The organism is Gordonia desulfuricans NBRC 100010, assembly GCF_001485495.1.
GTDB classification, from domain to species: Bacteria; Actinomycetota; Actinomycetes; order Mycobacteriales; family Mycobacteriaceae; genus Gordonia; species Gordonia desulfuricans.
Map to the genome: position 1 here is coordinate 23,805 of NZ_BCNF01000006.1, position 11,143 is coordinate 34,947.

The 11,143-nt window shown below is 69.8% G+C and carries 12 protein-coding genes; all 12 read right to left on the reverse strand.

Going from position 1 to position 11,143, the window contains the following annotated elements; all coding sequences use genetic code 11:
• Positions 1 to 51 precede the first annotated feature (51 nt).
• Entirely contained in the window at positions 52 to 930 is an 879-nt protein-coding gene (lepB, locus tag GD1_RS01050; protein WP_020790207.1) for a signal peptidase I, read from the reverse strand.
• Positions 931 to 948: 18 nt separating this feature from the next.
• On the reverse strand, positions 949 to 1,290 hold the full coding sequence (gene rplS / locus GD1_RS01055; protein WP_020790199.1) for a 50S ribosomal protein L19: 342 nt from the start codon (positions 1,288 to 1,290) through the stop codon (positions 949 to 951).
• A gap of 154 nt (positions 1,291 to 1,444) precedes the next feature.
• Positions 1,445 to 2,584 carry a hypothetical protein gene (locus GD1_RS01060; protein ID WP_059035097.1) on the reverse strand — a complete coding sequence of 380 codons (1,140 nt, stop codon included), beginning with the start codon at positions 2,582 to 2,584 and terminating at the stop codon, positions 1,445 to 1,447.
• On the reverse strand, positions 2,581 to 2,952 hold the full coding sequence (locus GD1_RS01065) for a hypothetical protein (RefSeq protein ID WP_059035099.1): 372 nt from the start codon (positions 2,950 to 2,952) through the stop codon (positions 2,581 to 2,583). The genes GD1_RS01060 and GD1_RS01065 overlap by 4 nt, the downstream gene beginning before the upstream one ends.
• Complete coding sequence (locus tag GD1_RS01070; protein ID WP_020793940.1) at positions 2,952 to 3,290, reverse strand: YbaB/EbfC family nucleoid-associated protein; 339 nt, start codon at positions 3,288 to 3,290, stop codon at positions 2,952 to 2,954. Before GD1_RS01070 ends, GD1_RS01065 begins: the two co-directional genes overlap by 1 nt.
• A 96-nt stretch (positions 3,291 to 3,386) precedes the next feature.
• Positions 3,387 to 4,088: a tRNA (guanosine(37)-N1)-methyltransferase TrmD gene (gene trmD / locus GD1_RS01075; RefSeq protein WP_053778751.1), complete on the reverse strand. Its 702-nt coding sequence runs from the start codon at positions 4,086 to 4,088 to the stop codon at positions 3,387 to 3,389.
• A 3-nt stretch (positions 4,089 to 4,091) separates the two neighbouring features.
• Complete coding sequence (rimM, locus tag GD1_RS01080) at positions 4,092 to 4,631, reverse strand: ribosome maturation factor RimM (protein WP_020793390.1); 540 nt, start codon at positions 4,629 to 4,631, stop codon at positions 4,092 to 4,094.
• 9 nt (positions 4,632 to 4,640) lie between these two features.
• On the reverse strand, positions 4,641 to 4,883 hold the full coding sequence (locus GD1_RS01085; RefSeq protein WP_020793386.1) for an RNA-binding protein: 243 nt from the start codon (positions 4,881 to 4,883) through the stop codon (positions 4,641 to 4,643).
• Positions 4,880 to 5,335: a 30S ribosomal protein S16 gene (gene rpsP, locus GD1_RS01090; RefSeq protein ID WP_020793388.1), complete on the reverse strand. Its 456-nt coding sequence runs from the start codon at positions 5,333 to 5,335 to the stop codon at positions 4,880 to 4,882. Before rpsP ends, GD1_RS01085 begins: the two co-directional genes overlap by 4 nt.
• Positions 5,336 to 5,906: 571 nt before the next feature.
• On the reverse strand, positions 5,907 to 6,998 hold the full coding sequence (locus tag GD1_RS01095; protein WP_059035102.1) for an amidohydrolase family protein: 1,092 nt from the start codon (positions 6,996 to 6,998) through the stop codon (positions 5,907 to 5,909).
• A 3-nt stretch (positions 6,999 to 7,001) separates the two neighbouring features.
• On the reverse strand, positions 7,002 to 8,588 hold the full coding sequence (ffh, locus tag GD1_RS01100; RefSeq protein WP_059035104.1) for a signal recognition particle protein: 1,587 nt from the start codon (positions 8,586 to 8,588) through the stop codon (positions 7,002 to 7,004).
• A gap of 103 nt (positions 8,589 to 8,691) precedes the next feature.
• Positions 8,692 to 11,143: [protein-PII] uridylyltransferase (locus tag GD1_RS01105; protein ID WP_059035105.1), on the reverse strand; the 2,452-nt coding region annotated here is incomplete at its 5' end.

The window sequence follows — 11,143 nt, forward strand, 5'->3', positions numbered from 1 at the left end:
GCCGGTCGGCTGTGTCCGGCCGGAACCCGTTCTGCGTCACGATCATCCCTGTCATTGCTGGGGATCGATCGAGGCGACACCACCCATCCGGGAGAAGGGGTAGATGACGAATCGCGTCTTGCCGCGGATGTTGTCGATCGGCACGGTGCCGTCGTCGGTGATCACGCCGTTGCTGTCGGTGACGATGTGATACCGCGAGTCCGACGAGCGGGTGCGGTTGTCGCCCATCATGAAGGCATGACCCTCGGGTACCTTGATCGGCCCGAAGCTCTTGCCCAGACACGGCGTGAGCTGACCTTCGGCGTTCACCGCGTCGGCGTCGGCGATGAGGTTCTCCGCCAGGTTCTGCCGCTGCAGCGCCATGTCGACGTACGGCTCGTGCAACGGCTTGCCGTCCACCGTGACGCCGACGTTCTGGTCGTTGTTGCACTCGATCGTCTGACCGCCGACGGCGATGATCCGCTTGACGTAGTCGTTCTCGTCCGGCGGGGCGAACCCGAACCAGGACATGCCGTCCTGCAGACCGTGCACGACGGTGTTGCTCGATCGCGGCGAGACCCACGGGCCGCCCCACGAGTCGGGCACCTTGAACACCACCACGTCACCCGGCGACGGGTCACCGAAGCGGTAGCTCAGCTTGTCCACCACGATGCGGTCGTTGGTGCAGCCGTCGCATCCGATCAGCGTCGGTTCCATCGACTCGGAGGGGATGACGTACTGGCGCCCGATGAAGGTCTGCAGAATCCAGCTGATCAGCAGCACACACGCGACGATGATGATCGTCTCGCGCAGCAGTGAACTCCTGCCACCCTTGGGCTTGTCGTCTTTGGTCCGCCACGGACGCGAGGTCGGCTCCTCGGCGGAGCCGACCTCGTCGTCGGAACGGTGATCGTCTCTGCGGTCGTCGCCTGACCGGTTGGTGTCAGCCACGTCGTCAGAGTAGACGCGTCAGCGCTTTTCCTTGATCTTGGCAGCCTTGCCGCGCAGATCGCGCAGGTAGTACAGCTTGGCGCGACGCACGTCGCCGCGGGTCAGCACGTCGACCTTGGCGATGTTCGGGCTGTGCACCGGGAAGGTGCGCTCCACGCCGACGCCGAAGGACACCTTGCGGACGGTGAAGGTCTCGCGGACGCCACCGCCCTGGCGACGGATCACGACGCCCTTGAAGACCTGAACGCGCTCCTTGGAGCCCTCGATGACCTTGACGTGGACGTCAAGGGTGTCGCCGGGGCCGAAGGCGGGGATGTCGTCGCGCAGCGACTGCTTGTCGAGAGAGTCCAGGGTGTTCATGTGTCTGGTCCTATTCTGGCTTGGCGTGAACAGAGGAACCTGGCGGCCCGTCGACACCGGCCAGGAAGACCTGACCAGCACATCTGGGGTTCGACCGGTTCGTGCTCCGAGTCATGGCGTCATCCTGGGTGAGGCGGCATGCAGCGATGCACCCTCACCAGGCAACCCGACTATTGTGCCAGACCGACCCCTGCACGACGAAATCGCCACCGGCCACCGGACACACCGACATCACCTCGGCCGCGGCCAGCGCCGATCGTGCCGCCGGCCCCGGCGGATTCGGCGAGGCGACGACGAGCGGTACCGCGCCCACCGACCGCAGATGGTCGACGATCGCGATCTCCGGCGCCCGACCGTCCGCGGCGAGGTCCTCGGTCATCATCACCGTCAGCCCGGGCCGCAGGTAGGGCACGGGATCGCTGGTCCCGACGACGATCGTGCGCCGCCCGTCGGTGTCGGTTCCCAGCCCGACTGCGACGTCGATCCACATCGCGACTTGCCCGGAGAGCCCGGCGTGCGCCTGGCGGGCCCGTCGCACCAGCCACTCCACCTCGCCGCGGGTGAGCGAGGTGTCGGGCTCGTCGCGGGCGGGCTCGGTGCGCGGTGGCCCTCCACCCATCCCGACCGGGTCCGCCCCCTGCGCCGCGAACGCCCCGAACGCCCCCAGCCCGCCCAGTGCCCCCAGCCCACCGAGCGGCAGCATGCCGGCCGTCGCGGCGGGTGCCGGTGAGGTGTACCCGGACGGTGGCTGCGCCGAGGTCTCGGTGCCGGTGGGATCGGCCTCGGTGGGATCGGATTGGGCGGGATCAGGCCGCGCCGCGACGGCGGCATCGTCGGCGTACTCCTCCCCCGCGGTCGTCATCGCGAACCGGCCGGCACTCGCCGCGAACACGCGCAACGAGTCGTCGCCGAGCGTGGCGGCCACCTCACCGGCGGCCTGGTCCCTGGCCCACACCCCGGCGACGACACCCATCCGGGCACGGCTACCGGTGACCACGTCGGCATAGCGGTCCAGCGCACCGGCGACGGTGGCCAGTGCCGCGCCGGCCGCACCCGGCCCGGCCGCGCTCAGTGGCCGCCCCGACGCCCCGATCTCGCGCACCAGGCGCCCCTCGCCGACGACGGGGTCGTGGTGCAGGGCATCGAGTTCGGCGGCCAGCTCGTCGGCGCGTGTGGCCAGGCCGGCCACGGTCGCGGCGAGGCGTCGGAGGTCGTCCGGGTCGGTGGTCGGCCAGTGCTCCCCTGCCGCGTTCCTGGTGAGGTCGGCATCATCGGATGCATCCCCGACCGTCATCGGCCGTCCCGTACGCCGGTACCGGACCCGCCGTGACCGGCGGCGTCGATGTCACCGGCGGCGTCGATGTCACCGGCGGCGTCGAGGTCGGCGTCCTGCACCGCCGCCACCGCCTGCACGATCCGGTTCGCCTGCTCGGCGGCCAGGTCGGCCGCGGTGCCGACCGCGGCGGTCGCGGCGTCGGCGAGTGAGCGCAGTCCGGCACGGAAGACCTGGGCACCCCGATCGGCGCCGAGTGTCGAATCGACCTCGGCGAGAAGGTCTTCCAGAGCCGCACCGAGTTCGGTGAGCCGGCCCGCCACGATGTCGATCCCCTCGGCGAGCCGGTGTGCGGCGTCGGGATCGATCCCCATCCGGTCGGTGCTCATCAGGCCTCGTCGACGAGGACGTCGTAGCCGGGTTCGATCTCGGTCAGGGCGGTCAGCACCTGGGCACGCCGGATGCGCAGCCGGGCATCGGCATCGTCGACGAGGTCGGTGATGAGCTGGGCGAGTACGGGTGCGCGATGACGACGCAGGGCCGCGGGTTCGATGGTGAGGTCGGTGAGTTTGCCGCGGGCGTCGACGGTCACCGAGATCAGCTTGTCGGCACTGACCGCGCATGCGGTGAGATCGGCGAGGACGCCCTGGGCGTGGTTCAATTCGGCCCGCTGGCGGGCGATCTCGTCGACGACGTCCGCCCAGCGTTGCCCCCGGCCCGTGACCATGCGCGCCTCCCCCTCGGATCCGCAATGCAGGTCGGTCGAGTGTAGCCCGCGTTCGCCGCCGGCATCGGGAGACCATCCACAGGTCGGGCGTGCAGGTCAGGCGGGGGCGCCGGACTCCGGTTCGGGCAGCAGATCGGGGCGGCGCGCACGCGTACGCTCGAGCGACTGTTCATGCCGCCAGGCGGCGACCTTGGCGTGGTCACCGCTGAGCAGCACCGGCGGGACCGGGAGGTCACGCCACACCTCAGGCCGGGTGTAACTGGGACCCTCGAGCAGCCCCTCGGAGAACGAATCCTCTTGGTGTGAACGGGGATTGCCGAGCACACCGGGAATCAGGCGGACGGCGGCCTCCACCATGGCCAGGGTCGCGACCTCGCCGCCGATCAGGACGAAGTCACCGAGCGAGACCTCCTCGACGCGCACGCGCCGGGCGGCGTCGTCGAAGACGCGCTGATCGATGCCCTCGTAGCGTCCGCAGGCGAAGACGAGGTGCTCCTCGCCGGCCCACCGCTGTGCGGTGGCCTGCCGGAACGGGACGCCCGCCGGGGTCGGGACCACCAGCAGGGCGTCGTCGGGGCACACCGCGTCCAGGCACGGCCCCCACACCTCGGGTTTCATCACCATGCCGGGTCCGCCGCCATAGGGCGAGTCGTCGACGCTGCGGTGCACGTCGTGCGTCCAGTCGCGCAGGTCGTGGACACCGAACTCGATGATCCCGCGGTCGATCGCCTTGCCCAGCAAGGCGACCCGCATGGGTTCGAGGTATTCGGGGAAGATGGAGACGATGTCGATGCGCACGCCTCAGCGCTCCCCCGCCTCGTCGGCGGCGTCGGGGTCGATCAGACCGTCGGGCGGATCGATGACGATGCCCGTACGGGTCACGGTCGGTACGATCTCGCGCACGAACGGCACGAGTACCTCACGGTTGTCGGGGGTACGCACCGACAGCAGGTCGTTGGCCGGCAGATGCAGGATCGACTCCAGCACGCCGACGTGGGTGCCGTCGACGTGGGTGACCGGCACGCCCTCGAGTTCATGGTCGTAGAACTCGTCGGGGTCGTCGCCGGAGTCGACGTCGGCGGAATCCACCAGGAAGAGGGTCCCGCGCAGCGCGTCGGCCGCCGACCGGTCGGCGATCTCCTTCAACGACAGCAACAGCCGCCCGGCATGATCCCGGGCGGCTGTCACCGTGAAGGTTCGCTCGCCACCGCCGCGCGGCAGCTTGCCGCGCAGCGTGGCTCCGGTGGCGAACCGCTGCTGCGGTTCATCGGTGCGGACGTCGACGACGACCTCACCGCGGATGCCGTGGGACTTCGCCACACGGCCCACCACGAGCTCCATACGGCGTCGTCAGCGGTCGGTGTCGACGATGTCGACGCGCATGCCGCGGCCACCGATGCCACCCACCAGGGTGCGCAGGGCGGTGGCGGTGCGGCCGTTGCGGCCGATGACCTTGCCGAGATCCTCCGGGTTGACGTGGACCTCGACGAGGCGGCCACGACGACCGGTGATCAGCTCGACACGCACGTCGTCAGGGTTGGCGACGATGCCGCGCACCAGGTGCTCGACGGCGTCGGCGACGACAGCGCTCACGCCTGGGCCTTGTCACCCTCGGCGGCGGCCTCGTCCTTGGCACCCTCGGCGGCCTCGTCCTTCTTGGCGGCCTTCTTCTTGGGGGTGATCGCCTCGGCGACCGGCGCGCTGTCGGCGGCGGCCAGCGCAGCGTTGAACAGGTCCAGCTTGGACGGCTTCTCGGCAGCGGTCTTCAGGGTGCCCTCGGCGCCCGGCAGGCCCTTGAACTTCTGCCAGTCACCGGTGATCTTCAGGAGGGCGGCGACCGGCTCGGTCGGCTGTGCGCCCACGCTCAGCCAGTACTGCGCACGCTCGGAGTCGACCTCGATCAGCGAGGGCTCTTCCTTGGGGTGGTACTTGCCGATGGTCTCGATCGCGCGGCCGTTGCGGCGGGTGCGCGAGTCGGCGACGATGATGCGGTACTGCGGGTTGCGGATCTTGCCGAGCCGCGTGAGCTTGATCTTGACAGCCATGTCTTCTCTTCTTTCAGTGGTCACTGCGCAATTCGGACGACCCGGCGGAGGTGCCGAGCCCGGTTTTGCGATCTATTCGGGTGTGACCGTCGGTCGGTACGTGACCGGCTCCGACGAACCAGCAGACAATTCTGCCAGACGAGACCCGATGAACCGAAATCGCGAGGCCGCACGGTGGCGCGCAGGGGCGTGGGACGGGCCCGAAAAGGGAGCGGCATGTGGTTACCCACCCCGCGAGAGGTAACCACATGCCTGCGCGCTCGACCCGATGACCTGGGTGGGTGATGCGGGCCGTTCGCTCCCCCTCGCGGCCGCGGCGATCACGCTCCCACCCGCCGGTTCCGGCGGGGAATCATGCAACGCACATGAAACCCTACCGAAGAGTAATAAAACTGACCAACGTCCGTTGGGTGATCTGACTCACAACCATCGCGACTGTGGCCCGTATTTCACCAGGAACGCCCAGATCGGGCACCCCCGGTGTGAACACCGTGCTCAGACGCCACAACTGCCCCAGACGCGGGCATCGGGAGCGTGGGCCGACAGGCGCCGCGAGGGGTCCGGTCGGAACTCAGACCGGCAGGCCGGAGCACACGATCTCGGTCGGGTGCCGCAGCACGCCGGGATCGGTGGTCGGGTCGGTGTCGAACACCAGGAAGTCGGCGCGGTCACCGTCGGCGAGGATGCCGGCGTCGAGCCACCGGCGTGGCGCGGTACTGGCCGCGGCGATCGCCTCGCGGACCGACATCCCGATGCCGGTCAGTGCGTCGATCTCGTCGACGATGCGGCCGTGCTCGACGAAGCCACCCGCGTCGGTACCGGCGTAGATGGCCACCCCGGCCTCGCGGGCCGCCGAGAACGTCTGCGCGGCACGGGCGTACAACGACCGCATATTAGCGGCGTAGGTCGGGAAACGGTCTGCGCCGTCGGCGATCCCAGGAAAGTTCTCCACCTGGATCATGGTGGGCACCAACGCGATCGAGCGGTCGACCAGGGCGTCGATGTGATCGGCGGTCAGCCCGGTGCCGTGTTCGATGCAGTCGACTCCCGCCTCGATCAGGTCACCGAGGGCATCGGTCCCGAAAACATGGGCCGTGATCCGCGCTCCCCCGGCATGTGCGGCGGCCACCGCGGCCTCGAGCTGCGTCCGGTCCCACAGCGGGGCGAGGTCGCCGACCTCACGGTCGATCCAGTCGCCGACGATCTTGACCCAGCCGTCGCCGTCGGCGGCCTGGCGGGCGACCTCGGCGGCCAGCTCGTCGGGGTCGTCGAGGTCGATGCCGTAGTCGCGCAGGTACCGCTTCGGCCGCGCGATGTGCTTGCCCGAGCGGATGAACCGCGGACACATCGGGTCGTCGTCGAGCGGATGGGTGTCCAGCGGCGACCCGACCTCGCGGATCAGCAGGGTTCCGGCACGGGCGTCGGCGCGGGCGAACTCACGGGCCCGGTCGATCGTCACCCCGAGGCCGGGAGCGATCCCGACGTGATTGTGGGCGTCGACGAACCCGGGCAGGATCCACACACCGTCGGCGGCGGTCACCGCCCCGGCGGCCGGGGTGCGGCTGATCACCTCACCGGTGACCCACAGTTCGACCGGTTCGTCGGTCAGCGGGTCGCGGCCGCGATAGTGTCGCGGGGTCGCAACCGCACCGGTGCCGGCCACGGCCTACTTCTTCTTCTTGGGCTGCTGGAACTGCGAGACGTCGATGCCCTCGAGCCCCGGCGGCATCTGGTCGAGCCCCGGCGGCATCGCCGACAGGTCCGGGAATCCGGCCGGCATCCCACCGGGCATAGCGGGGAATCCGCCCCGCACCTTCGGCTGCGTCGGACCGCGTCCCTTGCCCTTGCCCTTGCGGCCCTTGCCCTTGCTCTTGCGGTTGGACTTGCGGCCGGGGCCCAGGCCCATCCGGCCGGACATCTGCGCCATCATCTTGCGCGCCTCGAAGAACCGGTCGACGAGCTGGTTGACCTCGCTGACGGTCACACCCGAACCGTTGGCGATGCGCAGGCGGCGGGAGGCGTTGATGATCTTCGGGTTGTCCCGCTCGGCCGGGGTCATGCCGCGGATGATCGCCTGCACCCGGTCGAGCTGCTTGTCGTCGACCTGGGCGAGCGCATCCTTCATCTGGCCGGCGCCGGGCAGCATACCGAGGATGTTGCCGATCGGACCCATCCGCCGGATCATCAGCATCTGCTCGAGGAAGTCCTCGAGGGTCAGCTCGCCCTGGCTGATCTTGGCGGCGGCTTCCTCGGCCTGCTGCGCGTCCCAGTGCTGCTCGGCCTGCTCGATGAGGCTGAGCACATCGCCCATGCCGAGGATGCGGCTGGCCATCCGGTCGGGGTGGAAGACGTCGAAGTCCTCGAGCTTCTCACCCGACGAGGCGAACATGATGGGCCGGCCGGTGACCTCACGGACCGACAGCGCCGCACCGCCGCGGGCATCACCGTCGAGCTTGGTGAGGACCACACCGGTGAAGTCGACACCCTCGGCGAACGCCTCGGCGGTGGTGACCGCGTCCTGACCGATCATCGCGTCGACGACGAACAGGACCTCGTCCGGCGATGTGGCCGTACGGATGTCGGCGGCCTGCTTCATCAGCTCCGCGTCGATGCCGAGGCGGCCGGCGGTGTCGATCACGACGACGTCGTAGTGCTTGGCGCGGGCCTCGTCGACACCGGCGGTGGCCACGGCCACCGGATCGGCCGCCGACACCCCGAGCGGGTTGGTGCCGGTGGGGGCGCCCTCCCCGGTGACCGAGGTGCCCGGATGCGGCGCGTAGACGGGGACGTCGGCGCGCTCACCGACGATCTGCAGCTGTGAGACCGCACCCGGGCGCTGGAGGTCACAGGCCACCAGCAGCGGGGTGTGGCCCTGCTTCTTGAGCCAGGCACCGAGCTTGCCGGCCAGGGTCGTCTTACCGGCACCCTGCAGACCGGCGAGCATGATCACCGTCGGCGGGGTCTTGGCGAAGGCCACCCGGCGGGTCTCACCACCGAGGATGCCGACGAGTTCTTCGTTGACGATCTTGACGACCTGCTGCGCCGGGTTCAGCGCACCGGAGACCTCGGCACCCTTGGCACGTTCCTTGATCCGCGCGATGAAGGACCGCACCACCGGCAGGGAGACATCGGCCTCGAGCAGGGCCAGACGGATCTCACGACAGGTCCGGTCGATGTCGGCGTCGGACAGCCTGCCCTTGCCACGCAGGTCGGAGAGCGCACCGGTCAACCGGTCGGAGAGGGAATCGAACATTCTCCCATCCTCGCATGTCGGCCGGACCCGGCGCCCGCCCGGCCGGACGATGTCGTCATCGGTGTGGTGACGACATCGCCGACCGGCGGTGTCGGTGTCCGGGTCAGCTGATCGGCACCCCGGATCGTCCGGTGCCGCCGAAGCTGGCCGGACCGGTGCCGTCGTCCTCGTCGTCGGTCCGTGGCCGCGGTACCGGGCACACCGCGACGATCTTCTCGGCCAGCGATTCCCGGGCCGCCGGGGTGTCCTCGGCCAGCACCAGACAGAAGGTGTCGACGACGGTGCTGCCGAGGGTGGCGACCTTGGCCCAGCGGACCCGGGCACCGGCCTGCTCCATCACATCGCTGACCCGGCTGAGCAGCCCCAGCCGGTCGTCGGTGCGCAGTTCCATCAGCACCTCACCGGCGGCCGGCGCCTCGGCCCACAGCACCCTGGGCGGTGCCACCGCGAACAGCGCCGGAACCGCGTTGGCGGCCACCGCCTCCGGGTCGTCGGGCGGTTTGCCCGAGGTGGACGCACCCGGCGAACTCGTCACGGTGCCGATGGTCGGGACCGGAGAGTCCTTCTCCCGCTTGTCGAGTCGGTCGAGCACCTTGACCTTGCCCTCGACCGCGGCGATCAGCTGCTGTCGCAGCAGACCCGCTTCGGGTGGCTCGCCGAATGCGGGTACCACGATGAAACGGTTGACCGCCCGACCCCGATGGTGCGCAACATTCGCCGAGTGCGACCGCAACCCGTTGAGCGCCAACACACCTGCCATCTTCGACAGCAGTCCCGGACGGTCCGGAGCCACCATGATCACCGAGTAGGTGTGCACCCCGTCGGCCGGCGAGAGCCGCACCCCGAAGTCCCCGGACTCGGCGACCTCGATCATCTCCTCGGTCAGCGGTTCGGGTGCGACGAGTTCGTCACCGTCGAGCAGGCGGGTGGCCCGCCGCACCAGATCGCTGATCAGCGAGGCCTTCCAGTCACCCCACACGCCGGGCCCGGTGGCCCGGGAATCCGCCTCGGCGAGCGCCGCGAGCAGTTCCAGGAGCACCCGCTTGTGGCGGAGGGTCTCCACCACCTCCTCGGCGGTGGCCGGGTCGTCGAGGTCACGCCGGGTGGCGATGGTCGGCAGCAGCAGATGATGGCGCACCATCTCCGAGAGGATCGCCACATCCTCCGGCCACAGACCGATCCGGTTGCCCACCTGCACCGCCAGCTCCGCGCCGACCATGCTGTGATCGGCGCCGCGCCCCTTGCCCAGATCGTGGATCAGGGCACCGAGCAACAGCAGATCGGGGCGCGAGACCCGGGTGGTCATCGACCCCGCATAGACCGCGGTCTCCACCAGGTGCCGGTCGACCGTCCAGGTGTGGATGGCATCGCGGGGCGGAAGGTCGCGGACCGCACCCCATTCCGGCAGCAGCCGGCCCCACAGTCCGGTGCGGTCGAGTGCCTCGATCGGCGCCACCATGTGCGGTCCGGAACCCAACAGCACCAGCAGGTCGCTGAGGGCCTCCGACGGCCAGGGCTCACGCAGTTCCGGGGCGTAGTCGGCCAGCCGGGACAGCGTGGAGGCGCTGATCGGCAGCCCGGTACGCGCCGACGACGACGCGACACGCAGGATCAGCCCCGGGTCCTTGCTCGGGATGGCGTTGCGCGCCAGCACGATCTCACCGTTGTGTTCGACCACACCCTCGTCGAGCGGACGGCGGATGGGTGAACGCCGGAGCTTGGCCAGGCCGCGTCGCGGCAGGGCGTTGCCCGCCGTCCGCAACCCGACGTCGGTGGAGTACCCGATGGTGCGGGCCGCGTCACTGATCACCCGGGCGAGGTCGAACCGGTCCCCGATCCCCAGTGCCGCGCCGATCTCGTCGGCGTCCTGGGCCCGGACCTGTTCGCGTGCGCGACCGGCGATCCGGTGCAGTTCGGTACGGATGTCCAGCAATCGCTGGTAGGCCACCTGCGGTCCGGCGTTGGGGCTGTCGGGACGCAGGTTGGCCATACCGTCGGTCAATTGCGCGATGGCCAGCGCACCGAGCAGCTGCACATCCCGCAACCCGCCGCGACCGTTCTTCAGGTCGGGTTCGGCGCGGTGGGCGATGTCACCGCTGCGGCGCCACCGGTCCCGCGCATGATCGACCACGGCCGGGAACCGGTTGCGGATGTCGGTACGCCACTGCTGGCGCACGCCACCGATCAACAGCGACGAGAGATCTTCGTCACCGGCGATGTGCCGGGCCTCCAACAGGCCCAGTGCCGCGGTGATGTCGTCACCGGCCACCTGCAACGCCTGCGGCACCGTGCGGACACTGTGGTCGAGCGGGATGTTGGCGTCCCACAACGGATACCAGAGTCCGTCGGCGACCTCCGACACCCGCTCCGGGGACAGGTCCTCGTGCAGGAGGATCAGATCCAGATCCGAATGTGGGAGTAGTTCACCGCGGCCGAGTCCCCCGACCGCGACGATGGCCATCCCGCTGCCGGGCTTGATCCCGAGCTCTGCACCTTTGCTGGTCAGCCAGAACTCGTGCAGGTCCACCAGGACCTGACGCAGACCGGCCGCGTCC